The organism is Arthrobacter sp. AD-310 (assembly GCF_054656615.1).
In genome coordinates this window covers 1-24,016 of sequence record NZ_BAAHNO010000037.1, presented here as the reverse complement: position 1 = coordinate 24,016, position 24,016 = coordinate 1, and the positions used below count along the sequence as shown (strand labels likewise).

Sequence of the window (24,016 nt, the reverse complement as noted above, 5' to 3'; positions counted from 1 at the left end):
GCTGGCTACGGCGCGCCGCCGCGGGAAATGAGCTCCTTGGCAAGCCGGCGGTACGCGTCGGCACCCACGTGGGTTCCCGCGTAGGAAGTGATTGGTTCCGCGGCCACGGTGGCATCGGCGAACTTGATGGACCGCTTGATGACCGTTTCGAACACCTTGTCGCCGAAGGCCTCAACCAGCCGGCTGATAACTTCCCGGCTATGCAGCGTCCGGGCGTCGTACATGGTTGCCAGCACGCCGTCCACCTGCAGGCGCGGGTTCAGCCGGTCCTGGACTTTGTCGATGGTTTCGACCAGCAGCGCGACGGCCCGGAGGGCGAAGAACTCGCAGATCAACGGAATGATGACACCGTGCGCCGCGGTGAGGGCGTTGACCGTCAGCAGGCCCAGGGACGGCTGGCAGTCGATCAGGACGACGTCGTACTCGTCCTCGACCTTCTTCAGCGCCCGGTCCAGGACCTGCTCGCGCGCAACCTCATTGACCAACTGGACTTCCGCGGCGGAGAGGTCGATGTTTGCCGGCAGCAGGTCCACGTTTTCCACGCCGGTCTGGTGGATGGCCTGGCGGATGTCCACCTTGCGGTCCATCAGGACGTTGTAGACCGTCAGGTCCAGTTCATGGGGGTTGACGCCCAGGCCGGCGGAAAGGGCACCCTGGGGGTCGAAGTCCACCAGGAGCACGCGGCGGCCGTATTCGGCCAGGGCTGCAGCCAGGTTAATGGTGGACGTGGTCTTGCCGACGCCGCCCTTCTGGTTAACCATGGCGATGACGCGGGCCGGTCCGTGGGAGGGCAGCGGCGCAGGTTCCGGGAAATCACGGTATGGGCGCCCCGTGGGACCCATCACCGCGTTGTCCAGGTCGAATGCCGTGCCTTCCAGAGTTGCTGAACCCTGTTCGCTGCTCACGTATCTGTCCACACTTTCGATGACGGTGATTTCCTGCCGCTGGATGTCCAGCGCCCTTCCTTCTTCACCCAAGGCTACAGGGGCCGACACGGTATTCGAGGGAACTTGACTTTAAGCGGATGTTGAGCCTTGACCCTCTAGTTGAGGTCGAAGGTTACGCTTCCCGACGCGGAAAACCGCCCCCTCGGCCGGGCCGAGGGGGCGGTCGCCTGTGCTGGAGAACCGTTATGCGTTGACCGGCACGGCCTTGGCTTCGGCCTGCTCCGGGGCGGCATCACCGTGGTGGGCCAGCATGGTTGCTTCGTCGAAGGGCTCGTGGCCGGAGAGGACACGGTTGACCTGGCCGCCGTCGATTTCCTTGACCCAGGTGCCGATCAGGACGGTGGCGACGGCGTTGCCCGTGAAGTTGGTCAGGGCGCGGGCTTCGGACATAAACCGGTCGATGCCCACGATCATGCCTACCCCGCCCAGCAGTTCCGGCTTGTGGGCCTGCAGGCCTGCAGCGAGCGTGGCCAGGCCTGCGCCGGTCACGCCGGCTGCACCCTTGGAAGCAATGATCATGAAGATCAGCAGGGAGATCTGGGCGCCAAGGTCCAGCGGAGTGCCCATGGCGTTGGCCACGAACAGGGACGCCATGGTCAGGTAGATGGCCGTGCCGTCCAGGTTGAAGGAGTAGCCGGTGGGAACGGTGACGCCGACGACGGGCTTGGAGACACCCAGGTGCTCCATCTTGGCGATCAGGCGGGGCAGGGCAGCTTCGGAGGAGGATGTGGAGAAGATGAGCAGGTATTCGCGGCCCAGGTACTTCATCAGCTTGAAGATGTTGACGCCGGTGACCACCTTGAGCAGGCCGCCGAGGATGATCACGATGAACAGTGCGCAGGTGATGTAGAAGGCGGCCATCAGGGTGAACATGCTGACGATGGCCTGGAAGCCGGTAGCCCCCACGACGGCGGCGATGGCACCGAAGGCGCCCACCGGGGCCAGCCACATGATCATGATCAGGATGCGGAACACCAGGACCTGGCCGTGGCCGATGGCCTTGAGGATGGGAGCGCCCTGCGGGCCCATCTTCTGCAGGGCGAAACCTACGAGGATCGCGGCAAACAGCGTCGGCAGGACCGGAATGTCTCCGGGAATGATGCCCAGGAGGAAGGCAACGGTGCTGTCTACTTCCGCCTTCTTGGTGGGGTCGTACGGTGTGAGCTTGAGGCCCTCACCGGGGTGGATGAGGTTGCCGACCACAAGGCCGATGGCGAGCGCGAACGTGGACATGAGGACGAAGTAGCCCAGCGCCAGGCCGCCCACCTTGCCGACAGTTGCCGCCTTCGCGATGGAGCCGATGCCCAGGACGATGGTGCAGAAGATGACCGGCGCGATCATCATCTTGATCAGCTTGATGAACCCGTCACCAAGGGGCTTGAGGGACTTCCCGACCTCGGGGAACATCAGGCCCACGAGCGCGCCGAGGATGACGGCTGCGATGACCGCAATGTACAGGTAGTGCGATTTGTCGATGCCCTTGCGCCGCGTCTTCACGGTGTCAAGCGACTCTCCTCGTTGAGAAGCCATGATGTGTCTCCTTATGGATAATCTGGTAGACGCTGCGGCACAGTCTCTGGGCGCTACACGTCCTTGCGGTGTGACATCCATCATTGGGCACGCAGTGACACAGCTCACCGTTGCGTTCATATTGGTCGCGGCGCAGTGTCCCGGTCGCGGCGCAGCGTTTCGGGGCAGTGGTTTTTTCGTCACGGTGGTCGAAGAGAGGTTCACATGATCCATCGCTGGAGCATCGCCCGGCGGCTCTTCGTGGCGAACCTGCTGATCGTGGTGTCCTTCATCGCCATCGTCGGAACCTCAACCTACGTGGATGCCCGGGACCGCACCTACGATGAGGCCGGCCTGCGGATGGCGGGCATCGCCCATGCCATAGCTGCGAGTCCGCTGGTCCTCGATGCGGCCTCCTCCCCCGACCCGTCTGCCGTGCTCCAGCCCTACACGAGGGACGTCATGGCGACGGCCGACGTCGATTTCATCACCATCATGGCCCCGGACCGCACCCGCTGGACCCACCCCCGGGAGGAGGAAGTCGGCAGGCCGTACATCGGGTCGGTGGACGCCGCGTTGCGGGGTGAGGAGTTCACCGAGGTCACAGCCGGGACGCTGGGCCCGTCGGTGCGGACCATTGTCCCGGTGAAGGACGCCTCGGGCGCGGTCAAGGCGCTGGTGGCGGCCGGGGTAACGGTAGGCACCGTGGATGTGGCTTTCGCCGCCCGGCTCCCCGCCCTGCTGGCCATCGGGCTTGCCCTGCTGGTGGGCGGATCCTGGGCCTCGTGGCTGCTCGGCAGGTATCTCCGCCGCGTCACCCGGGGCTGGGGGCCGGAGCAGCTCTCGCAACTTTTCGCCTACTACGAGTCCGTGCTGCACTCGGTCAGGGAGGGACTGATCCTGATCGACACCCGGGGCGACGTGGTGATGTACAACGACCAGGCAGCCGAGCTCCTCGGCCTGGCAGGCTCCCGCGAACGGGACCCCCTCCGGCCGCCGTCCCTTGCCGGGCTGCCTATCGATGACGGCCTCCGCTCCCTGTTCGAATCGGGCCGGGAGGCGAAGGATGAAATCGTCCTGGCCGGGTCCAGGGTCCTGGTGGTGAACCAGGGGCCCGCCAAAGGCCCGGAATCGCACGCTGTCCGCGGCAGGAACCCGGTGTACGGCACTGTTGCCACGCTGCGGGACCGGACCGAGATTGAGGCACTGGGCAACGAACTCGAGACCATGCGGACCCTGTCCGATGCCCTGCGGGCGCAGACCCACGAACACGCGAACCGGCTCCACACCATGGTGTCGCTGCTTGAGCTGGGGCGCACGCGAGAGGCCCTGGACTTTGCCACCCGGGATCTGGAACTGAGCCAGCAGCTCACCGATGACATGCTCAGCTCGGTGGATGAGCCGGTCCTCGGCGCACTGGTCATGGGCAAGGTGGCCGAGGCCCATGAGCGGGGCGTCCAGCTGGAAGTTGCCACCCTCGGATCCGGGTCAGTGGCCGGCATCGCCGTCCAGGACCTCGTGACAATCCTCGGCAACCTGCTCGACAACGCCATCGACGCCGCGGCGGAAGGGACACCCCCGCGCCGGGTGGAGCTGACAGTGGAGTCCGATGAGGAAGGCCTGGACATCGCCGTCCACGACTCCGGCGCCCCGCTCGATCCGGACACTGCGGACAACATCTTCCGCCACGGTTACAGCACTAAACCGACGGGGCCCGGCGGCCGTGGCATCGGCCTTGCCCTGGTCCGGCAGGCCGTGCAGCGGCTGGGCGGTACGCTGGCCATCAACGGACGCCGCGGGGCAAAGTTCGAAGTGTTCCTGCCCGCCGCCCTGCCACCCGAAAAGGAGCACAAACCGTGAGCACCATCCGCGTCCTCGTCGTTGAGGACGAGGCAATTGCCTCGGCCGCGCACGCAGCATACATCGGGCGGCTGGCCGGGTTCGAGCTTGCCGGAACAGCGCCGGACGGGCAATCGGCCCTGCGGCTGCTCAATGAGTTCTCGGCCGCGGGCAACCCCGTGGAGCTGGTGCTGCTGGACATGAACCTGCCGGACCTGCACGGACTGGACATCGCCCGCCGGATGCGCTCGGCAGGGATCCTTGCCGACATCATCGCCATCACCGCCGTCAGGGAGCTGGCTATCGTCCGCAGCGCGGTGGCGATCGGCGTGGTGCAGTACCTGATCAAGCCGTTCACCTTCGCGACCTTCGCTGACAAGCTGGAGAGCTACCGCCAGTTCCGGCAGCAGCTGGCCGGTCCCGGCAGCGCGTCCGGAAGGTCGGCAGCGTCGCAGAGCGAAGTCGACCAGGCCTTTGCCAGCCTCCGGGCGCCGTCGGAGCTTCCGCTGCCCAAAGGCCTGTCCGTCTCGACGCTGGTGTCCGTGCAGGAGTTCCTGAAGGGGCAGCAGCAGGCGGTATCAGCCACTGAGGTCATGGACGCGCTGGGGATGTCCAGGGTGACCGCGCGCCGGTACCTGGAATACCTCGTCGATGCCGGCACGGTGTCGAGGACCGCACGCTACGGCACTCCCGGCCGGCCCGAGAACGAATACAGCTGGAGCGGGCGCTAGCCACTGCTGTATACAAGAACCTGCGCAAAGCCCGTATTTTTCGTGAAGATCTTCCCTCAGCAATCCTCCCGTGTATACACTGGAGCCGAATTGTTCGATGAAGGGAGCAGCAGTGCGGGCAAGTGAACGCGCCTACGCGGCGCTCCGCGATGACATCATCGAGTGGCGCCTCCCGCCCGGCGCCCTGCTCGCCGAGGTGGAGCAGGCCGAGCGCCTGGGCGTGTCGCGCACCCCGCTTCGGGAGGCGCTCAGCCGCCTCACCGCGGAAGGATTGACGACGGCGGGCGGACGCGGCGTCGTCGTCAGCGCCATCTCCCTTGCCGACATTGACGAACTGTTCGAGCTCCGCGAGACGCTGGAGGGAAGGGCTGCCGCGCTGGCGGCGGAGCGTGGCGAACCTGACACCTTCCGCCGGCTCCAGGCCGACCTCGTCCAGGCCCCGGCCCTCCTGGCCTTTGCACCCCCTGCCGTGCAGGACTACTACGCGCTGGTGGCCCGGCTTGACGCAGCCATAGACACCGCAATCTCCAACTCCTACCTCGCCCAGGCCATGCGCAGCCTGCGGGTGCACCTCGTCCGGATCCGCAGGATGGCAGCCGACGACACGGAGCGGCTGACGGCGGCCGCTGCCGAACATGCCGCCATCGCCGGTGCCATCGCCGACCGGAACCCCCGGCTCGCCGCCGCTGCCACAACGGTGCACCTGCACACCAGCCTCTGCCACATCAAAGCCACCGCGCTGTCCCACCTTGAAGCCGCCCCCGCCCACATCAAGACCCGCTAGAAGGAGCCCCATGGTCCAGGAACACCACGTCCGCGTCTATAAGAGCGAGGAAAACCTTCCCCGTGAGGAACAGCTGGCGCACAAGATTGCGGTGGTCGCCGCCGACCCCGTCGACATCACGGCAGAAGTATCGGAGATGGTCATTAACCGGATCATCGACAACGCGTCTGTGGCCGTCGCCTCGCTGAACCGGGCCCCGATCGTCGCCGCCCGCGCCCAGGCGCTGGCGCACGCACCCAGCACCGGCGGCAAGGGCTCCAAGGTCTTCGGCATCGGCGAGCGGGTCTCCCCCGAATGGGCTGCCTGGGCCAACGGGGTGGCCGTGCGCGAACTTGACTACCACGACACGTTCCTCGCCGCGGACTACTCCCACCCCGGCGACAACATTCCCCCGATCCTGGCTGTCGCCCAGCACGTGGGCTCCAGCGGCAAGGACCTGGTCCGCGGCATTGCCACCGGTTATGAGATCCAGGTGAACCTGGTCAAGGCCATCTGCCTGCACAAGCACAAGATCGACCACGTCGCCCACCTCGGGCCCTCCGCGGCCGCCGGCATCGGCACCCTGCTGGGCCTCGGCGTCGAAACCATCTTCCAGTCCGTCGGGCAGGCATTGCATACGACGACGGCGACGCGCCAGTCGCGCAAGGGCGAAATCTCCACCTGGAAGGCCCACGCCCCCGCCTTCGCCGGGAAGATGGCTATCGAGGCCGCCGACCGGGCCATGCGCGGGCAGACTTCCCCGGTGCCGATCTATGAGGGCGAGGACGGCGTGATCGCCTGGATGCTGGACGGCCCGGACGCGTCTTACATGGTCCCGCTCCCCGCTCCGGGTGAGGCAAAACGCGCAATCCTGGACACCTACACCAAGGAGCACTCGGCCGAGTACCAGGCGCAGGCCTGGATCGACCTGGCCCGCAAGCTGCACCGCCAGCACCCGGAAGCCACGGATCCGGCCAATGTGAAGGCAGTGCTGATCAGGACCAGCCACCACACGCACTTCGTGATCGGCTCCGGCGCCAACGACCCGCAGAAGTACAGCCCCACCGCGTCGCGGGAGACCCTTGACCACTCCATCCCCTACATCTTCACCGTGGCCCTGCAGGACGGGGCCTGGCACCACGTGGACTCCTACGCGCCCGAACGCGCCGCCCGCGCCGACACCGTGGAACTCTGGCAGAAGGTCACCACTGAGGAAGACCCGGAGTGGACCCGCCGCTACCACTCCCTGGACATCAGCGAGAAGGCCTTCGGCGGGTCGGTGGAAATCACGCTCACCGACGGCACGGTCATCACCGACCAGATCGCCGTGGCCGACGCCCACCCGCTCGGTGCCCGGCCGTTCGCCCGCGAACAGTACGTCAACAAGTTCCGCACCCTCGCAGCCGGGCTCGTCGAGGACGCCGAGATCGAAAGGTTCCTGGCCGCCGTCGAACGCCTCCCCGAACTCGCCCCCGGGGAACTGGACCAGCTGAACATCACCGCCGCACCGGGCGTCATCAACCTGGACGCAGCACCGAAGGGGCTGTTCTAGATGCTCTACTCCACCACCAGCCCGGAACAGAAACGGATCCGGTTCCGCGAACTCCTGGCCTCCGGCACGATTGTGCAGTTCCCCGGCGCGTTCAACCCGCTCTCCGCCCGGCTTATCCAGGAAAAGGGCTTTGAAGGCGTCTACATCTCCGGCGCCGTGCTGGCCAACGACCTCGGCCTGCCGGACATCGGGCTGACCACCCTCACCGAAGTGGCCACCAGGGCCGGCCAGATCGCCCGGATGACGGACCTGCCGGCGATCGTGGACGCCGATACCGGGTTCGGAGAACCGATGAACGTTGCCCGCACCGTCCAGGAACTGGAGAACGCCGGCCTCGCCGGACTGCACATCGAGGACCAGTTCAACCCCAAGCGCTGCGGCCACCTGGACGGCAAGAACGTGGTGGACCTGGACACCGCCACCAAACGCATCCGCGCTGCCGCCGACGCCCGCCGGGACCCCAACTTCCTCATCATGGCCCGCACCGATATCCGCGCCGTTGACGGGCTCCAGGCCGCGCAGGACCGCGCCAAGGCGCTGGTCGACGCCGGGGCGGACGCCATCTTCCCCGAAGCAATGAAGGACCTGGACGAGTTTCAGGCCATCCGCGACGCCGTGGACGTGCCGATCCTGGCCAACATGACCGAGTTCGGCAAGAGTGCATTGTTCACGACGGAGCAGTTGCAGGCCGCGGGGGTGAACATGGTGATCTACCCGGTCACGCTCCTCCGTAGTGCCATGGGTGCTGCCGAGCGTACGCTGGACTCGATCAAGGCGGACGGAACGCAGGAAGCGCAGGTTACCGGAATGCTGACCCGTGCACGTTTATACGAACTCGTTGACTATGAGGGGTACAACCGGTTCGACACCGGGGTCTTCAACTTCCAGGTCCCGGGGAAGCACTAAGGACCCCGGCCCAACGGCCATGCCGGCTCCGGCCGGCAAATTTTTCGGCAAGGCGACAGAACAAAGGAGTTGCAGCATGGCTGAACAGGACATCAAAAAGGGTCTCGCCGGCGTCGTGGTGGATTACACCTCCGTCTCCAAGGTCAACCCGGACACCAACTCGCTGCTCTACCGCGGCTATCCGGTCCAGGAGCTGGCCGCCAAGTGCAGTTTCGAGGAAGTCGCCTACCTGCTGTGGAACGGCGAGCTCCCGTCCGCCGATCAGCTGGCGGAGTTCACGGCCCGGGAGCGGGCGGGACGGCCGCTGGATCCCGTGGTCAAGACCGTGATCGACACGCTGCCGGACACGGCCCACCCCATGGACGTGTGCCGGACGGCTGCGTCTGTGCTGGGTGCGCGGCACCCCCTCGCCGAAGACTCCTCCCGGGAAGCCAACATGGCCAAGGCCGTGGACCTGTTCGCGGCGATGCCCGCCGTCGTCGCCTACGACCAGCGCCGCCGCCGCGGCCAGGACGTCGTCGAACCCCGCGATGACCTCGGCTACTCGGCAAACTTCCTTTGGATGACTTTCGGCGAGGAGCAGGTCCCGGAAGTCGTGGAGGCTTTCAACGTCTCGATGATCCTGTACGCGGAGCACTCCTTCAACGCCTCAACCTTCACCGCGCGGGTCATCACTTCCACGCTGTCCGACCTGCACTCGGCCGTAACCGGGGCCATCGGGGCGCTCAAGGGACCACTCCACGGCGGGGCCAACGAGGCTGTAATGCACACCTTCGACGAAATCGGCATCCGGCCGCAGGAGTCCCTGGAGGAAGCAGCGGCCCGGGCGAAGGAGTGGATGGAGAACGCCCTGGCCCAAAAGAAGAAGGTCATGGGCTTCGGCCACCGGGTCTACAAGCACGGCGATTCCCGCGTCCCCACCATGAAGGCCGCCCTGGACAAGATGGTGGCCCACTACGGCCGGCCGGAGCTGCTGGGGCTGTACCAGGGCCTGGAACACGCCATGGACGAGGCCAAGGGGATCAAGCCCAACCTCGACTATCCCGCCGGACCCACCTACCACCTCATGGGATTCGACACGGCAACCTTCACGCCGCTGTTCGTGGCCAGCCGGATCACCGGCTGGACCGCGCACATCATGGAGCAGCTGGACTCCAACTCGCTGATCCGGCCGCTGAGCGAATATGTCGGCCCCGAGGAGCGGCACCTGGCGTAGCACCCGGGCCAGGCAGGACTGACGACGGCGGCCCTCCCCCCAGGGGACGGCCGCCGTCGGATTGAGCTTCAGGGCAGGATGCTTTGGGACGAGGCGACAGATTCGTTGTCCGTGTGCATGGTGACCACCACGTTGACCCGGCCGCCTTCCAGCACCACGGGCAGCCAGTGGTCGGCGTCCTGCCACATCCGGTCAACCGGCAGGGTGTCCACCGGAAACCATCCGGGAACGATCTCGTCGCTTTCGGCCGGCTCGCCCTGCCACCGGCGGGCCGTGAAAAGCCGGGTGTGCATGTTCCACTCGGGGCGTGCCGGGAAGACGAAGTGGACTGCCCCGGCGTCCACCAGGTCCGCTTCCTTCAGGGTGACGCCGGTTTCCTCGAAGACTTCACGGATGACGGCCTCGCTGTCACTCTCCCCCGGTTCCACGTGGCCGCCGATGCCCACCACTTTTCCCTTGCCGAAGCCGGTGCGCTTGAGCCCGAGCAGCACCTCACTGCCGGCGGACGTGTCCCGGAGGAGGAAGCACAGGGTCACGGGAGCGGCGGTCATGACTCCTAGGTTAGCCCGTGAGGCCCATGGCGCGGCGGCTGCCCTGTGCCGGAATCTCCCACAGGGCGGATGTGTCCGGCGGAACGACCACCTGCAGGGACGTGATCATGCGGCGGATCACGTTGTAATCAGCTGACCTGAGGTAGCGGCGCGCGTCGTCGTCCACGGCGAACGTCCTTCCGTAGCCGCTCCTGGGCACCGGTGTCGGCCCGTCCAGGGGAACCCGAAGCGCGTCTCCGAACTGGAGGAGCAGCTGCCCCTCGGGTACAGCGGCCATACCGACCGCACAGGGGGCGTGATCGGGGCCGACCGGCACCAGCCCGAATGTTCCCCTGGTTTCTTCGCCGGGATCCAATGAGTAGCTGTAGGCGTGCTTCAGGCGCGCGTCCAGCTGCTCCGCTCCGGTCGTGAGCAACTTCCGGTCCAGTTCAAGGCTGCCCGCCGGGCCGCTGACACACGTCCTGGCATAGGCTCCGGCGGGTGCTGGCCCCAGATAGAGCATCGCGACGGTGAGCCCATGCCTGTCCCGGACGCTGGCGTGCAGGCCGGGGAATTCCTTGGAGGTCCGGTGGCGCCAAACCTGCCAGTCCACCGGCAGCTCGAAGCTTGCGGATACCTGGGGCCCGGACGACCAGGGGCGGGTGATCACGGCAGTCCGCCATGCGGTCGCGGTTCCCTCGGCAGCCACGCCTGCCGCAGTGCCGGGTACCTCCCCGCCGCGCTGATCCAACAGTTGCGGAAGTCCGACGGCGGCAAGCGCGGCGAAGAGGACAAACCGCAGCACCAGTCCGGGAGATCGGCGGCGCCAGCGGCTTCCGCGCCGGGCCTCGGCTGCGTGGTAGGCAGCAGCATTTCCGGGCGCCAACTGGTCGGGGCCATCGCCGGGTATCAGCAGCCGCTGAAGCTCAGCTGCGGTCAGTCCCGGATTTTCAGGGTTGAGGACAGGAGCCGCGGCCTCGATCCGATGTTCGGTGACGTTCATGTCGGTATCTGGCGTATCTGTCATGCATTGGTGACCCGGATCCTGGCGGGGACCGGGGCGTCAGGCGTGTCGGCCAGCGCCCGGAGGCGGCGTTCTGCCCGACGATAGGCACGGTCGAGGCGTCTGCCTGCCTGTGCGATGGAGCAGCCGAGGCATTCGGCAAGCTCAGCCATGCTGAGCCGGTCCCAGTAGACCAGACGGAGGGTTTCCCGGTCGGAGGGCCGCAGCGAGGCGATGGCGCCGGCGTCCGATGCCTCGCGCGCCAGCGTCCTGTCTATGTCCCGGATGGAGCGTCCTGCTGCCTGCAGGGCCATGGAGAGCAAGGTGCCGAGCCCGGGTTCCGATTCCCCGCCTGGCGGAGCTGCTGCCCGGTAAACGTCGAGGGCGAGGGCTCGGGCGTATCCGGCGTCCCCGGTCCGCCGGGCCACCGCCTGGGCTATCCGCAGCAGAACGGCGGCTGTTTCCGCCTGGTCGTCGGCAGGAGTCTGATTCATTGTGGGACCTCCGGTGTCGTAGCAGGGACGGCTGCTTACGGGACGGTAATGGTGATTGACGTGAAGACCCGTTTCATGACCTGGTACTCCGGCTTATCCATAAACGCGCGGGCTTCCTCCACGGTCGAAAATTCCGGGACGAGCGGAAGCGGATAAGGCTTCAACCAACCTGGCGGGTCGCCGGAGAGACCCGTATAGCTGGAGAACATGAAGTAGAAGCCGGGCCGTTCGGCACGGATTTGGAAGTATTGATGACACGCGTCCGTGCTGCTGCCGGGGGCACGGGTGGTAATGCCGAATGAGGGGGCGAGCCTGCCGCCCGCAACGTCAACCACCCGGTACACGAAACGCGGCGGCACGGTGCCGGCGGCGGTCGCGTCGAACGGGATGGCCACCGGAAGACTGTCCAGCTCTGTGTAAGTCTCGGCCGGGCCGAGGCAGGCCCCGGGGTCGTAACGGCGCCCGATGGGGCCGTAGTAGAGCATGGCCGTCACGTATGGGTAGGCCTGGAGGACATCGGGTTCTGTGCTGACGTGGAGGTAACCACTTGCGGCCGGGTAGTCCGGGTCCCCCGGGCTCGGGTCGCCGGGGGCGGTATCGAAGCGCCAGCCGGGGGGAATGCGGAGATGCAGGACGGTTTCAGGCCACCTTTCCGCGTTTGGGGAGAAACTGGCCAGCCGCCAATCATCACTGGCGGATGGCTCCGCTGTTGGCGGCGTGATTGGCGCCGGGTTCCGGACCGGGAGGAAGAACAAGGCAGCAAGGACACCCATGGCTGCCAGGACGGTTGCTGCCAAAAGTGCAACGGCGGGCTGCAGTTTCCGGTGGGGCGGCCGGTACGGGCGCGCCGATGCCTGCCAGGCCCCGGCGATCCCGGGTTCCGCGGGGATAAGCCGCTGCATCTCCCTGAAATACATAGGCGGGGGGTGTGGCGGTTCCGCATCCTCCGGCACTGGGTTGGCGCCTCGGAGAAGTTTGTCCAGACGGTCCATGTCAGGTGCCTGCACTTTCGTCGGGGGTCCACGGCATAACCGCCGCGAACGCTTTTTTCGCCCGGTGGAGGCGAACACTTGCCGCTCCGTCGGAGCAGCCGAGGAAACGGCCAAGCTCGGCCGTGGTGAAGTTGTCCCAGTAGACGAGGATAAGGACTTCACGGTGGCGCTCCGGCAGCCGGCCAAGGGACTCGATGACGAGGTCGGACGTGGGGTCGCCGCCGGAGCCGTAGCTCCCGGCCTCCTCTCCCCGAACGGCGCCCGCCAGCAGTGCTGACTCACGCAGCCTGGCCATCAGGTTCTGTCGGCGTTGCCTGCCCCGGTATTCGTTGCCCACGAGGTTGTGGGCCACCGCGCAGAGCCACGGCAGAGCCGCGCCGTCACGATTTTCCTGGTGTCTCCTCCCGAAGTCCGCCCAGGCTATCCGGAAGACGTCGCCGGTCAGTTCCTGCGCGGTCTCCGGGTCACCGATGCGCCGCAGGATGTAGTGGTAGACACGGCGGTAGTGCGCTCTGTAGAGAGCTTCAAACTCCGTCTCGCGCTCTACCAGCAATGGGACCAGCCCCGTTCACCACACCACGGAAAATGCCCAGCACTGATTATGTTTCCGTAAACCGCGGTGGACTTACAGAACCGGACATATTCTTTCTACCCGAGCGCCCGCGGGTGGGCCGCGGCATAAACTTCGCGCAGGGTGTCCGCCGTGACGAGGGTGTAGACCTGCGTGGTGGTCACCGAGGCATGGCCCAGGAGTTCCTGGACCACCCGGACGTCGGCACCGCCCTCCAGCAGGTGGGTGGCGAACGAGTGCCGCAGCGTGTGGGGCGAGACGTCCTTGGTGATGTTGGCCTTGTCCGCCGCGGCCTTCAGGATGGTCCAGGCGCTCTGGCGGCTGATCCGGCCTCCACGGGCATTGAGGAAAAGCGCCGGAGTCCCCTTGCCTTTGGCTGCCAGCAGGGGCCGGCCACGCACCAGGTAGGCGTCCAGAGCCCTGGCCCCGTACGAGCCCAGCGGCACCAGCCGTTCCTTGGAGCCCTTGCCGAACAGCCGCACGATCGCGGGACCGGATTCTGCCTCCGCGAGGGAAATGTCGTCCACGTCCAGGCCGACAGCCTCGCTGATCCTGGCCCCGGTCGAGTAGAGGAATTCCAGCAGGGCACGGTCGCGCAGCCCGGCGGCCGTGTCCGCCCCGGCTGCTTCAAGGATTCTGGTGACCTCGTCCACGCTGATGGCCTTGGGGAGCCTCTTGCCGGCCATGGGCGGGTGGACTTCACTGGCCGGATCGGCAGGGGTGTGGCCTTCCAGTGCCCAGAATTTGTGCAGTCCCCGCACTGCCACCACTGTCCGGGCTGCCGACCGGACACCCAGCGCCGACCCTCCGTCGGATCCGTCAGACAGGGCACGCACGAACGCCGTCACGTGCTGGCGGGTAATGTCCTCCGGGCGGCTGCAGCCGGCACCTTCGACGTAGCGGGCGTACCGGGCGAGGTCCCGGCGGTAGGCGGCCAGGGTGTTGGCTGCCAGTCCCCGTTCAACGCCCATGTGCTGGAGGTAATCCGTGATAGCCCGGTCGATGGGCGTCGGCGCAGACACGGGTGCGGCCGGCACCAGCCCTGCGGAGGGACCAGGGGTCATCAGCGCTGGCTGGGGTGCGCCGGCCAGGGCGCGTCGGCGGGGCGCAGGCCGGCGTAGCCCTCGGCCCGTGCGGCAGCAGCGGCAAGGATGCCGACGACGGCGGACGGATTGTGGAGCCTGCCCGCGAGGACCGAGGCCACGGCGTCGTCAAGGCCGATCCAGTGGAACTCGATCTCCGCTTCCTCCTCGGTCCGCTCGTGCCGCTCGTGGTGCGGTACCTCAGTGAGACCGCGGGCAAGGTAGATGCGGATTGCTTCGCTGGAGGACCCTGGCGAGTTGAAGACATCGGCCAGGACGTTCCAGGTATCGGCGGCGAGGTCCGCCTCCTCGGCGAGTTCGCGGGCGGCGCCCACCACGAAGTCCTCGCCCTCCACATCCAGCAGCCCGGCCGGAATCTCCCAGAGGTCCATGCCCACGGGATGGCGGTACTGCTTCAGGAGCAGGATCTCGCCGTCGTCGTTCATAGGCAGGACGGCCACCGCGCCGGGGTGGTCGATGTAGTCGCGGGTCAGTGCTTCCCCGGTTTCCTGCAGCTGGAAGGTGTCGCTGACGACATCCCAGATCCGGCCTTCGTAGACCTTCTCGGTAGACAAAAGACGGCGCGGGCTCGGTACATCCGAAACCTGGACTACATGGGTGGCTTCAGGGGTACCGGGCATCGCGCCGTCCTTTTGTCGTTGTTCTACTTAGCGGCTACCGTACCGGACGGCTGTGCGTCGGAGGCGTCGACAGCCCCGGCCTGCGCCGTGTCGGCACCGCCCCGGGTGTCCACGCCCTGGCCGCCATTGCCCTGGTGGTCGAGTGCAGCTTTGACCAGTCCGGCGAACAGCGGGTGCGGGCGGGTGGGGCGCGAGCTCAGCTCGGGGTGCGCCTGTGTGGCCACGTAGTACGGGTGGACGTCGGCGGGCAGCTCGACGAACTCCACCAGTTTGCCGTCCGGAGACGTGCCGGAGAAAACGAGGCCCTTGTCCGCGATCTGGTCACGGTACTTGTTGTTGACCTCGTAGCGGTGGCGGTGGCGTTCGCTGACCGTGGTCTTGCCGTAGGTCTTCGCAATGACCGAGCCTTCGTCGAGCTTGGCTTCGTAGAGGCCAAGGCGCATGGTGCCGCCGAGGTCGCCGCGGCCTTCCACGAATTCCAGCTGCTCTTCCATGGTGGCGATCACCGGGTACTTGGAGTCCGGCTCGAACTCGCTGGAGGAGGCACCCTCCAGGCCGACCACGTTACGGGCGTACTCGATCACCATGCACTGCAGGCCAAGGCACAGGCCCAGGACCGGCAGCTTGGTTTCGCGGGCGAACTTCAGAGCGCCCAGTTTGCCCTCAAGGCCCCGGATGCCGAAGCCGCCGGGAACGCAGATGGCGTTGACGCCGTCGAGAGCCTTGATGGCACCTTCACGGGTTTCGCATTCATCCGATGGGACCCAACGGATTTTCACCTTGGTGTCATTCGCGAAGCCGCCCGCGCGCAGGGCTTCGGTCACGGACAGGTAGGCATCCGGCAGGTCGATGTACTTGCCGACGAGGGCGATCTCGACATGGTGCTTGGGGTTGTGGACGGCTTCGAGCAGCTTGTCCCAGCTGGTCCAGTCCACATCCTTGAACGGAAGGTCCAGGGCGCGCACGATGTAGGAGTCCAGGCCCTGGGTGTGCAGCGTCTTGGGGATGTCGTAAATGCTGGGGGCGTCCGCGGCGTTCACGACGGCGTCGATATCGACGTCGCACATGCGGCCGATCTTCTCGCGCATCGCCTCGGGCACTTCGCGGTCCGAGCGGATGACAATCGCTTCGGGCTGGATGCCGATGGAACGCAGTGCGGCAACCGAATGCTGCGTGGGCTTGGTCTTCAGTTCCTGGGACGGTCCGATGTACGGGACCAGGGAGACGTGGAGGAAGAAGACGTTGGTCCGGCCAATGTCCTGGCGGACCTGGCGGGCGGACTCGAGGAACGGCTGGGATTCGATGTCCCCGACGGTGCCGCCGATTTCGGTGATGATGACGTCCGGGGCGTTCTTGCCCTCGGCAGGCAGCCGCATGCGGCGCTTGATCTCATCGGTGATGTGCGGGATGACCTGGACCGTGTCCCCCAGGTACTCGCCGCGGCGTTCCTTGGCGATGACCGTGGAGTAGACCTGGCCGGTGGTCACGTTCGCGGAACCCTCGAGGTTTTCGTCGAGGAAGCGTTCGTAGTGCCCGATGTCGAGGTCGGTCTCCGCGCCGTCATCCGTGACGAAGACTTCGCCGTGCTGGAAGGGGTTCATCGTGCCCGGATCCACATTCAGGTAGGGATCGAGCTTCTGCATGGTTACGGACAGGCCGCGTGCCCGCAGCAGATGACCGAGGCTGGAGGCCGTCAGTCCCTTGCCGAGCGAGGAGGCCACACCACCGGTAACGAAGATGTGCTTGGTCTTGGACGAGCCCGGGAACCGGGAATTTACACGGGAATTTGATCGCTGCACCACGGAGTTCGAGCCTATCATCAATTGAGCCTTCCACGGGTCTTCGAAACTGTCCCCCAAACGTCCAAGTCTGCGGGCACACCCGCCCCGTGATCAAGGGCCGGGCACACCACAGGCCCCGGTCGGCGGCACCGGCTGGACCCGGCGGGCCCGGTCAGGCCCGCTGCGGCAGGAGTTTCGCGTCGTCCAGCAGTTCCTGGGCATGTGCCTGCGCCGATTCCGAATCCTCCTGGCCCGCCAGCATACGGGCCAGTTCGCGGACCCGTTCCGGCCCGTCAAGGAGGCGCACATCACTGGAGGTGAACCCGGTGGCGGTGCCTCCGTCGGCTCCCCTGACCGAGGTTTTGGTCACGGTGATGTGGTGGTCGGCGAAAGCTGCCACCTGCGGCAGGTGCGTCACGACCAGGACCTGGACGTGCCGGGCGAGCATGGCCAGCCGCCGGCCGATCTCGACGGCGGCACGCCCGCCCACGCCTGCGTCCACCTCGTCGAAGACGAAGGTGGGTACGGGGTCAACGGCCGCCAGGACCACTTCGATGGCCAGCATGACGCGGGAAAGCTCACCGCCGGACGCGCCCTTTCCCAGCGGGCGGGCCGGGGCGCCGGAATGCGGCTGCAGCAGGAAGCTGATCTCGTCCGCACCGTGCGGACCCAACTGTCCCGCGGGGTCGATGGTGATCACCAGGGTGGCGTCCGCCATGGCCAGGGCCTTCAGTTCGGCGCTGACGCGTGCCGACAGGTCTTTGGCAGCCTTGGTGCGGATCTTGCTGATGGCAGCGGCCTGTTTGGTCAGCTCCGCCCCGGCACGGACCACTTCGGCGTCCAATGACTCGATCCGGGACGAGTCGTCCTGGAGTTCGTCATAGCGGACCCGCGCGTTTTCGGCCCATTCCAGGACCTCGTCGATGGTCGGGGCGTACTTGCGCACCAGCTTGGCCAGGGACGCCCGGCGGTCCTCGATCTCCGCCAGCCGCTCGGGCCCTTCGGAATCCAGGCCGGCCTGGTAGCTGGCGAGTTCAGTGGCGATGTCGTTGAGCAGGAAGCCAACCTCGGCGAGCCGGGCGGCGGCAGAGCCCAGTGCGGCGTCATGCTCGGCCACATGCTCCAGGGTGCGCTTGGCAGCGTCCACCAAGGTGGTGGCATCGCCTTGCTCGCCAAAGTCTTCGGCGATGAGCGCCTGATGGGCCGTGGTGGCGGCGATCCGGAGTTCTTCGACGTTGGCCAGCTTGATGGCTTCCGCCTTCAGCTGCTCGTCCTCCCCCGGCTGCGGATCCACCTCGTCGATTTCGGCCAGGGCCGTCTGCAGTGATTCAGCCTCGCGCAGCCGGTCACGGGCGTCGTTGCGCAGCGTGTCCAGCTCGGCCTGGCTTGCCTTCCAGTGGTTGTACAGGTCCTGGTAGGCGGCGAGCGTTTTGGCCAGCGCGTCGCCTGCGAACTTGTCCAGGGCGCCGCGCTGCGCGGCAGCCCCCTTGAGCCGGATCTGGTCGGTCTGGCCGTGCACCACCACCAGGCTTTCGCCGATTTCGGCGAGGACGCCCACGGGGGCGGCCCGGCCACCGAGGAACGCACGGCTGCGGCCGTCAGCACCCAGGCGGCGTGCCAGGATCAACTCGGCGCCGCCGTCGAACTCTTCCGCTTCGGCACCCGCCTCGAGGGCCCTGGCGACCGCTGCGTGGCCGGCGTCGAGCTTCAGGACTGCTTCGGCCGTGGCGCTTTTCGCCCCGCTGCGCACCGCACCGGCGTCGGAGCGTGCGCCGAGCAGGAGGCCGACGGCGGTGACCACCATGGTCTTGCCGGCACCGGTTTCACCGGTGACCACGCTCAGCCCGGGGCCCAGCGGCAGGGTGGCGTCGGTGATGACGCCGAGATCACGGATTCTCAGTTCTTCAAGCATCGCTTCACTTAGGGGTCGACGGATCGGTATCGGCGTCCGGCGCTGCCTCATCCGCCTGCGGAGCGGAGGCCTGCGGAACCTGGAGCGGCGGCATGGGCCGGGGCGTCCGGACGACGGGAATGGGCCCCGTGTGGATGCCCTCGGCCCGGGGCACCGGACCCCGCCAGCCATGGATGGGCAGCTCGAATTTGCGGACCAGCCGGGCGGAGAACGGGGTCTGGTGCGTCCTGGCGAGCCGGACGGGGGTGGCGGACTTCGTGACCTCAACACGGGCACCGGGGGGAAGGTCCACTGAACGCCTGCCATCGCACCAAAGCACACCTTGGGCGTCGGTGCGTCCAAGGACCTCCACGGCAAGCTTCGAGCGCGGCGACACGACAAGGGGCTTGGCGAAGAGAGCGTGCGCGCTGATGGGTACGATGACCAGCGCCTCGACCTCGGGCCAGACAACCGGCCCGCCGGCGGAGAAGGCGTAAGCGGTGGAACCGGTGGGGGTTGCCAGGACGATCCCGTCGGAGCCGAACGACGTGAGCGGTCGCTCGTCCACTTCGGTGACCACCTCGAGCATCCGCTCCCGGTTGGCCTTCTCGATCGCGGCCTCATTGAGGGCCCAGGTGTGCCAGATCTTTTGGCCGCGGACCCAGACCTGGACGTCGATGGTCATGCGTTCTTCCACCGTGTACTCGCGGCTGGCGATCCAGTCGACGGTCTGGGCCAGGTCCGCCCGCTCGCTTTCGGCGAGGAAGCCCACGTGGCCCAGGTTGACGCCCAGCAGCGGCACGTCCACTTCGCGGACCAGTTCAGCGGCACGCAGGATGGTGCCGTCTCCGCCGAGGACCATGACCAGTTCCACGTCCGGGAGCTGGACATGGTCGTGGAGCACCTCCACGGGGTGGGCAAGGTGGCCGAAGAACCGTTCCATGTCCCCCAGTTCGGACTCCTGCATCACCGGGACGATGCCCGACGCATGCAGGAGGGCACAGGCCTCCCAGGCGGCCTTGAGTGATTCCTCGCGGCCGGTGTGGGCGAGGACCAGTACACGCCTGCTCATCAGGTTCCGCTCTCTAGTGGTTCGGCCAGATACGTCCAAGCAGGGCAGCTGCTGCTGCCTCCCGCTCTTCGATCTTAGGCAAGTCTTCACTGATCCTGCGTTTTATCCACAGGAAGTATTCGACGTTTCCGTCCTGGCCCGGCAATGGACTGACCGCCAGGCCACGAAGGTCCAGGCCGGCGTCGAGCGCTGCCCGCGCGACCTTTTCCACCGCCAGCCGGCGCTCCCGCTCGGACGAGACGACGCCTGTGCGTCCAAGCCGGTCCTTGCCGATTTCAAACTGTGGCTTCACCATCAGCACCAGGTCGCCGCCCGGGTCCGTGCATGCGGCCAGCGGCTGCACCACCAGGGTCAGGGAGATGAAGGACAGGTCGGCCACGGTGAGCGCGGCAGTGCCGCCGATGTCTTCCGGACCCATGTAGCGGACATTCATGCCTTCGTGGACGGCGACGCGGGGATCGCTTCGCAGGTGCGGCACCAGCTGGCCGTGCCCGACGTCGACCGCCACCACGTGCGCGGCGCCGCGCCGCAGCAGGACGTCGGTGAAGCCGCCTGTGGAGGCGCCGGCGTCGAGGCAGCGCTTGCCCTGCGCCGACACCTCGGGGAAGGCGTCCAGGGCGCCGGCCAGCTTGTGGCCGGCACGGCTGGCGTAGGTGTCCTGTTCGTCGTGTGCGACGGCCAGGTCCGTGTCCTCGGTGACCTGCAGCGACGCTTTGGCAAGGATCTTGCCGTCCGAGCTGACCTTGCCTTCGGCGATGAGTTCTGCGGCGTGCGTGCGGGACCTGGCAAGCCCCCGTGCTACCAGGGCCTGGTCGAGCCGGACGGGCATCAGGCCCTGCCCTCCGTGGTTGCGTTTTCCCCCGGTGGAGCGGTCTCTGGCCCGGCGTTCGCCGGTTCGGCGTTGAGGGCCTCCAGCAGTTCATCGTGGAGTAGCCCGTAGGCGGCCTCATGCTCTGCGACGGGTGCCTGCGGCAACGCCTCCAGCCGGTCAAGTGCCTGCGACACAATGGGATCGTTGATTGCCGCTGAGTCCAGCCGGGGCCAGTCCGGGGACGGCTGGGCTGCTTCTGGGGATCCGGTCAGCTCAGTCATCCCTTCAGTCTAGTGATCCAGCCAGGCCAGTTTCGGCGCCTGCGGCGCGGACGCCCCGGGTGTCGCTGCCCACCACGCGGCACACGCGGCGCGCCACGCGTCAAGGTTGTCCTTGCTGCCGATGATGCCCACGGCTCCGTTCGCCACGCGGGCGGTGGCGTTGCCGCACGTGTAGGTGCCGTCGTCGTGCGTGACGTCCGGGTACGGGCGGTGCAGGTCCGTAAGCGAACCGATGATGTAGTCCGGCCGTTCCGCCGCGCGTGCCGCGAGGATCGTTTCGCGGGTGTCGACGCCGGTCAGCACGGCCACGGTGGCAAAGCCGGCATTGTTGCCGCCCAGGATGTCCGTGTCCAGCCGGTCGCCCACCACGAGCGGGCGCTCGGCGCCAAGGCGCTTGGCTGCGGAGTGGAACAGCGGCGCTTCCGGTTTTCCTGCCACGAGGGGCGTTTTGCCGGTCGCCGCGGTCACGGCACCCACCAGGGTTCCGTTGCCGGGGGCGATCCCCCGGGCCTGCGGAATGGACATGTCAGTGTTGGTGGCCACCCACAGCGCACCGGCCGAAACCACGTACGCGGCCTCGGCAAGGTGCTTCCAGCCGATCTCCGGGTTGAAACCCTGGACCACTGCCACCGGTTCCTCGTCCTGGCTGTGCACGGGCACGAGGCCCACCAGCTCGATTTCCGCGGCCAGCGCCGGGCTGCCGGTGATGAGGACCCGGGAGCCGGGAGCCAGCCGCGAAGCGAGCAGCTCCGCCGCCGCCTGGGACGAGCTGACCACCTGGTCGTCATCAGCGGGCGCACCGAGTTCGCGCAAGTGCGCGGCAACCTGTGCCGGGGAGCGGGAGGCGTTATTGGTGACATAGCCGAGTCCCACACCCAGCCCGGACAGCTGCCGTAACGAGTCCACAGCGCCTGGGATGGCATGCGGACCGGCGTAGACCACCCCGTCCAGGTCTGCCAAAAGGGCATCAAACAGCGAGATCAGGGAAACTTCCGCCATGGATCAGTCTTCCCGGTTATCCTGGCCGGCGGACTGGTCCTGACCGGCAGCCTCGTCCTGGGTGTCCAGTTCGTCGTGCTCCACGGAGTCCTCGTCCGACTCTGCGTCATCGGATTCGAAGTAGTCGGATTCCTGGTCGTCGATGCCAGCGTCCTGTGCCTCGTCCGCGGTGCCGCGGGCACCTGCGGAAGTGCCGGCGTCGGACGTCGCCGTTGTGGCGGCTGCTGCGGCTTCCGTTGCCACGGAAGCGCGGTCCAGGAGGCGGCGGCGCTCGGCTTCCTCGCGCGCTTCTTCCTCCTCGTCCCAGCCGAGGTCGATGATGTCCGGCTCCTCATCGACGCCCTGGCCCAGGGCGTTTTCGGCGACCACGGCCTGCTTCTGCCACTTCACTGCCTCGTCGTCGCGGCCTACCGCTGCCAGCGCATCAGCGTACGCCCGGAAGAGCCGCGGGCTGTAGGAGAAGGCGCGGTTGATGTCCAGCTGCGGGATTTCCAGCTCGGCGACAGCAGCGTCCAGCTGCCCAAGGTCAGTCCTTGCGCCGGCGGCCACAATAGCCAGTTCGACCTTGCCAGGGGCATCCAGGTCCTGGGCTTCCTCGGAACGGGCCACATCGAGGGCGCGGTCAGGCCTGCCGAGTCCCCGCTCGCAGTCTGCCATGACAGGCAGGTGTACGTTGGACCCGCTGATCCGGCGGTAGGTGCGGAACTCCCGCAGCGCCTCGCCGTAATGGCCGGCAGCGTAGGCGGTGAGTCCTACGGCTTCGCGGACGGCAGCGAGGCGGCCGCCTCGGCGGCTGGCTGCCAGGGCGTGCTGGAAGGCAAGTTCAGGCTCTTCATCGATCAGCCGGCCGGCCATCACCAGGTGGCGGGCAACCCATTCTGCACTCTTTGATTCAAGGGTCTTAATCTGGTGCTGCGTCGCGCGGTCAAGCTCTTTGCCCGTGACGTCTTCATCAATCTCGGGTGAGCGTTCGCGGTCCGGACGGTTGGCGCTGCGGATGTCCGCAGCATTGTGCGTGCGGGCGGGCCGGTCCTCCTGGCGGTCCCGGCTGAAGGAACGCGGGCCGGAGTCGCCTCCGCGGAACCCGCCGCGGGGCGCGCCGCCACGGGGTGTGTCGCGGTCAAAACTGCGGGGGGCTCGTTCCTGGCGGTCACCAAACGGCTTCCGGTTGTCACGGTCGCCGTAGCTGCGGCGGTCCCCGTCTTCGCGCCGGGGCCGGTCACCAAACGGCTTACGATCCCGGTCACCAAACGGCTTGCGCTCACGATCACCGAAGGGCTTGCGGTCACGATCGCCAAACTGCTTCCGCTCGCCGCCACCGAAACCACGGCGGTCGCCATCACCGAAACCGCGGCGGTCGCCATCTTCGCGGCGGGGACGGTCACCGAACGACCGGTTGTCGCGGTCCCCGTACTGCTTGCGTTCGCCGCCACCAAAACCACGGCGGTCATCCCCGTCACGCCGCGGACGGTCACCAAACGGTTTACGGTCACGATCGCCAAACTGCTTGCGTTCGTTGCCGGCCGGCCGCCCGGAGGAGTCGTTGCCGTCCCTGCTGTTGCGGGCGCGGAAACCCCGCGGGTCACCGCCGGAGTTGTTGGTTCGCCGGAACGGTCCCCGTTCGTTACCGCGGTTTCCGCCGTTGTACTCGGCCATGATGGATTCCTCCTGTTGTGAGCCGACCACTGGCGCAACTGCAGCCGCTCGTATCCGTGTTTCGTTTCCTACGCAACCCGAAATCAAGCGCTTCGAAGTCCGTACATCTTCATCAATTCTAGGGGAGCCACCCAAAGCGGCAGTACAGAGTGGGCGCGGCGGGGAGCCATCGTGGCAATGTTCACACGCTCTATCAGTTCCTGCGCCTTCTTCCCGGATGCTCTATCAGTTCCGGCGGCCTTTCCCCGGATGCTCTATCAGTTCCGGCGCCTTCACCCCCGACCCGGGCTCATTTGTGCGGTTATGCCTTCCGACAATCCCGCGCGCTTAGCTGTGATGAGCGGGGGTACGGGGCAGGTCCCCTTATCTGATAGGGCGTCCGGGTTGTGGCGGCCGTAGCTGATAGGGCGTCCTGGTTGTGGCGGCCGTAGCTGATAGGGCGTCCGGGTTGTGGCGGCCGTATCTGATAGGGCGTCCGGGTTGTGGCGGCCGTATCTGATAGGGCGTCCGGGTTGTGGCGGCCGTATCTGATAGGGCGTCCGGGTTGTGGTGGCCGTATCTGATGGGGCGTCCTGGGATTTCCCGCCGTATCTGGTTGTTAAATGTGGGAGGCCCCAACCAGTGGTGGTTGGGGCCTCGACCTGATGTTTTGTCCGGCGGTGTCCTACTCTCCCACACCCTCCCGGGTGCAGTACCATCGGCGCTGTGGGTCTTAGCTTCCGGGTTCGGAATGGGACCGGGCGTTTCCC

22 protein-coding genes and 1 rRNA gene are annotated in these 24,016 nt (G+C 66.9%); 6 read left to right on the top strand and 17 right to left on the bottom strand.

Features of this window, described 5'->3' with window-relative positions:
- Window positions 1-5 precede the first annotated feature (5 nt).
- Both ACYQ1Z_RS18920 and ACYQ1Z_RS18915 read right to left on the bottom strand, forming a co-directional pair.
- The gene (locus ACYQ1Z_RS18920; RefSeq protein ID WP_459794097.1) at window positions 6-905 is read right to left on the bottom strand and encodes a ParA family protein; all 900 of its coding nucleotides are present in this window, start codon (window positions 903-905) and stop codon (window positions 6-8) included.
- A 225-nt stretch (window positions 906-1,130) separates the two neighbouring features.
- On the bottom strand, window positions 1,131-2,477 hold the full coding sequence (locus ACYQ1Z_RS18915; RefSeq protein WP_459794088.1) for a cation:dicarboxylate symporter family transporter: 1,347 nt from the start codon (window positions 2,475-2,477) through the stop codon (window positions 1,131-1,133).
- Between the two features lie 204 nt (window positions 2,478-2,681).
- Here ACYQ1Z_RS18915 and ACYQ1Z_RS18910 point away from each other — a divergent pair, with 204 nt between their 5' ends.
- The 6 genes from ACYQ1Z_RS18910 (at window position 2,682) to ACYQ1Z_RS18885 (ending at window position 9,463) form a co-directional block, all read left to right on the top strand.
- Window positions 2,682-4,316, top strand: coding sequence for a sensor histidine kinase (locus ACYQ1Z_RS18910; protein ID WP_459794087.1), 1,635 nt, complete (start codon window positions 2,682-2,684; stop codon window positions 4,314-4,316).
- Complete coding sequence (locus tag ACYQ1Z_RS18905; protein ID WP_459794086.1) at window positions 4,313-5,026, top strand: response regulator; 714 nt, start codon at window positions 4,313-4,315, stop codon at window positions 5,024-5,026. Before ACYQ1Z_RS18910 ends, ACYQ1Z_RS18905 begins: the two co-directional genes overlap by 4 nt.
- Before the next feature lie 112 nt (window positions 5,027-5,138).
- On the top strand, window positions 5,139-5,810 hold the full coding sequence (locus ACYQ1Z_RS18900; protein ID WP_459794096.1) for a GntR family transcriptional regulator: 672 nt from the start codon (window positions 5,139-5,141) through the stop codon (window positions 5,808-5,810).
- A gap of 10 nt (window positions 5,811-5,820) precedes the next feature.
- Window positions 5,821-7,341 carry an MmgE/PrpD family protein gene (locus tag ACYQ1Z_RS18895; RefSeq protein ID WP_459794085.1) on the top strand — a complete coding sequence of 507 codons (1,521 nt, stop codon included), beginning with the start codon at window positions 5,821-5,823 and terminating at the stop codon, window positions 7,339-7,341.
- Window positions 7,342-8,247 (top strand): methylisocitrate lyase, encoded by a 906-nt coding sequence (prpB, locus tag ACYQ1Z_RS18890; protein WP_459794084.1) that lies wholly within the window; start codon window positions 7,342-7,344, stop codon window positions 8,245-8,247.
- Window positions 8,248-8,323: 76 nt separating this feature from the next.
- Complete coding sequence (locus ACYQ1Z_RS18885; RefSeq protein WP_459794083.1) at window positions 8,324-9,463, top strand: bifunctional 2-methylcitrate synthase/citrate synthase; 1,140 nt, start codon at window positions 8,324-8,326, stop codon at window positions 9,461-9,463.
- A gap of 68 nt (window positions 9,464-9,531) precedes the next feature.
- Here the strand turns inward: ACYQ1Z_RS18885 and ACYQ1Z_RS18880 are convergent, their stop codons facing one another.
- The 15 genes from ACYQ1Z_RS18880 to rrf all read right to left on the bottom strand — a co-directional run.
- Window positions 9,532-10,014, bottom strand: coding sequence for an 8-oxo-dGTP diphosphatase (locus tag ACYQ1Z_RS18880; RefSeq protein ID WP_459794082.1), 483 nt, complete (start codon window positions 10,012-10,014; stop codon window positions 9,532-9,534).
- A 10-nt stretch (window positions 10,015-10,024) separates the two neighbouring features.
- Window positions 10,025-11,020 carry a hypothetical protein gene (locus ACYQ1Z_RS18875; protein ID WP_459794081.1) on the bottom strand — a complete coding sequence of 332 codons (996 nt, stop codon included), beginning with the start codon at window positions 11,018-11,020 and terminating at the stop codon, window positions 10,025-10,027.
- A complete protein-coding gene (locus tag ACYQ1Z_RS18870) occupies window positions 11,017-11,490 on the bottom strand; it encodes an RNA polymerase sigma factor (RefSeq protein WP_459794080.1) in 474 nt (157 codons plus the stop codon). The genes ACYQ1Z_RS18875 and ACYQ1Z_RS18870 overlap by 4 nt, the downstream gene beginning before the upstream one ends.
- Window positions 11,491-11,525: 35 nt before the next feature.
- Window positions 11,526-12,392 (bottom strand): hypothetical protein, encoded by an 867-nt coding sequence (locus ACYQ1Z_RS18865; RefSeq protein ID WP_459794079.1) that lies wholly within the window; start codon window positions 12,390-12,392, stop codon window positions 11,526-11,528.
- Between the two features lie 91 nt (window positions 12,393-12,483).
- On the bottom strand, window positions 12,484-13,035 hold the full coding sequence (locus ACYQ1Z_RS18860) for an RNA polymerase sigma factor (RefSeq protein ID WP_459794078.1): 552 nt from the start codon (window positions 13,033-13,035) through the stop codon (window positions 12,484-12,486).
- 95 nt (window positions 13,036-13,130) lie between these two features.
- Window positions 13,131-14,117 (bottom strand): site-specific tyrosine recombinase XerD, encoded by a 987-nt coding sequence (gene xerD, locus ACYQ1Z_RS18855; RefSeq protein WP_459794077.1) that lies wholly within the window; start codon window positions 14,115-14,117, stop codon window positions 13,131-13,133.
- On the bottom strand, window positions 14,117-14,776 hold the full coding sequence (locus ACYQ1Z_RS18850; RefSeq protein WP_459794076.1) for an NUDIX domain-containing protein: 660 nt from the start codon (window positions 14,774-14,776) through the stop codon (window positions 14,117-14,119). Before ACYQ1Z_RS18850 ends, xerD begins: the two co-directional genes overlap by 1 nt.
- 23 nt (window positions 14,777-14,799) lie before the next feature.
- The gene (locus ACYQ1Z_RS18845) at window positions 14,800-16,596 is read right to left on the bottom strand and encodes a CTP synthase (protein WP_459794075.1); all 1,797 of its coding nucleotides are present in this window, start codon (window positions 16,594-16,596) and stop codon (window positions 14,800-14,802) included.
- A 133-nt stretch (window positions 16,597-16,729) separates the two neighbouring features.
- Window positions 16,730-18,469 (bottom strand): DNA repair protein RecN, encoded by a 1,740-nt coding sequence (gene recN / locus ACYQ1Z_RS18840; RefSeq protein ID WP_459794074.1) that lies wholly within the window; start codon window positions 18,467-18,469, stop codon window positions 16,730-16,732.
- 4 nt (window positions 18,470-18,473) lie between these two features.
- Entirely contained in the window at window positions 18,474-19,520 is a 1,047-nt protein-coding gene (locus tag ACYQ1Z_RS18835) for an NAD kinase (RefSeq protein WP_459794073.1), read from the bottom strand.
- A 13-nt stretch (window positions 19,521-19,533) separates the two neighbouring features.
- Window positions 19,534-20,349, bottom strand: coding sequence for a TlyA family RNA methyltransferase (locus tag ACYQ1Z_RS18830; RefSeq protein WP_459794072.1), 816 nt, complete (start codon window positions 20,347-20,349; stop codon window positions 19,534-19,536).
- On the bottom strand, window positions 20,349-20,612 hold the full coding sequence (locus tag ACYQ1Z_RS18825; RefSeq protein ID WP_459794071.1) for a hypothetical protein: 264 nt from the start codon (window positions 20,610-20,612) through the stop codon (window positions 20,349-20,351). The genes ACYQ1Z_RS18830 and ACYQ1Z_RS18825 overlap by 1 nt, the downstream gene beginning before the upstream one ends.
- Before the next feature lie 9 nt (window positions 20,613-20,621).
- A complete protein-coding gene (locus ACYQ1Z_RS18820; protein ID WP_459794070.1) occupies window positions 20,622-21,611 on the bottom strand; it encodes an HAD-IIA family hydrolase in 990 nt (329 codons plus the stop codon).
- 3 nt (window positions 21,612-21,614) lie between these two features.
- Window positions 21,615-23,267: a tetratricopeptide repeat protein gene (locus ACYQ1Z_RS18815; protein ID WP_459794069.1), complete on the bottom strand. Its 1,653-nt coding sequence runs from the start codon at window positions 23,265-23,267 to the stop codon at window positions 21,615-21,617.
- A 651-nt stretch (window positions 23,268-23,918) separates the two neighbouring features.
- Window positions 23,919-24,016: ribosomal RNA gene (rrf, locus tag ACYQ1Z_RS18810) — 5S ribosomal RNA — on the bottom strand; the annotation flags it as partial.

Excerpts from the sequence above, each read along its gene's own strand:
- prpB (WP_459794084.1), top strand. The coding sequence starts at position 7,342 with ATGCTCTACTCCACCACCAGCCCGGAACAGAAACGGATCCGGTTCCGC.
- xerD (WP_459794077.1), bottom strand. The coding sequence starts at position 14,117 with ATGACCCCTGGTCCCTCCGCAGGGCTGGTGCCGGCCGCACCCGTGTCT.
- ACYQ1Z_RS18865 (WP_459794079.1), bottom strand. The coding sequence starts at position 12,392 with ATGCAGCGGCTTATCCCCGCGGAACCCGGGATCGCCGGGGCCTGGCAG.
- ACYQ1Z_RS18875 (WP_459794081.1), bottom strand. The coding sequence starts at position 11,020 with ATGACAGATACGCCAGATACCGACATGAACGTCACCGAACATCGGATC.
- ACYQ1Z_RS18845 (WP_459794075.1), bottom strand. The coding sequence starts at position 16,596 with ATGATAGGCTCGAACTCCGTGGTGCAGCGATCAAATTCCCGTGTAAAT.
- ACYQ1Z_RS18850 (WP_459794076.1), bottom strand. The coding sequence starts at position 14,776 with ATGCCCGGTACCCCTGAAGCCACCCATGTAGTCCAGGTTTCGGATGTA.
- ACYQ1Z_RS18915 (WP_459794088.1), bottom strand. The coding sequence starts at position 2,477 with ATGGCTTCTCAACGAGGAGAGTCGCTTGACACCGTGAAGACGCGGCGC.
- ACYQ1Z_RS18815 (WP_459794069.1), bottom strand. The coding sequence starts at position 23,267 with ATGGCCGAGTACAACGGCGGAAACCGCGGTAACGAACGGGGACCGTTC.
- ACYQ1Z_RS18825 (WP_459794071.1), bottom strand. The coding sequence starts at position 20,612 with ATGACTGAGCTGACCGGATCCCCAGAAGCAGCCCAGCCGTCCCCGGAC.
- ACYQ1Z_RS18910 (WP_459794087.1), top strand. The coding sequence starts at position 2,682 with ATGATCCATCGCTGGAGCATCGCCCGGCGGCTCTTCGTGGCGAACCTG.
- ACYQ1Z_RS18895 (WP_459794085.1), top strand. The coding sequence starts at position 5,821 with ATGGTCCAGGAACACCACGTCCGCGTCTATAAGAGCGAGGAAAACCTT.
- ACYQ1Z_RS18830 (WP_459794072.1), bottom strand. The coding sequence starts at position 20,349 with ATGCCCGTCCGGCTCGACCAGGCCCTGGTAGCACGGGGGCTTGCCAGG.
- recN (WP_459794074.1), bottom strand. The coding sequence starts at position 18,469 with ATGCTTGAAGAACTGAGAATCCGTGATCTCGGCGTCATCACCGACGCC.
- ACYQ1Z_RS18820 (WP_459794070.1), bottom strand. The coding sequence starts at position 21,611 with ATGGCGGAAGTTTCCCTGATCTCGCTGTTTGATGCCCTTTTGGCAGAC.
- ACYQ1Z_RS18870 (WP_459794080.1), bottom strand. The coding sequence starts at position 11,490 with ATGAATCAGACTCCTGCCGACGACCAGGCGGAAACAGCCGCCGTTCTG.
- ACYQ1Z_RS18885 (WP_459794083.1), top strand. The coding sequence starts at position 8,324 with ATGGCTGAACAGGACATCAAAAAGGGTCTCGCCGGCGTCGTGGTGGAT.
- ACYQ1Z_RS18880 (WP_459794082.1), bottom strand. The coding sequence starts at position 10,014 with ATGACCGCCGCTCCCGTGACCCTGTGCTTCCTCCTCCGGGACACGTCC.
- ACYQ1Z_RS18835 (WP_459794073.1), bottom strand. The coding sequence starts at position 19,520 with ATGAGCAGGCGTGTACTGGTCCTCGCCCACACCGGCCGCGAGGAATCA.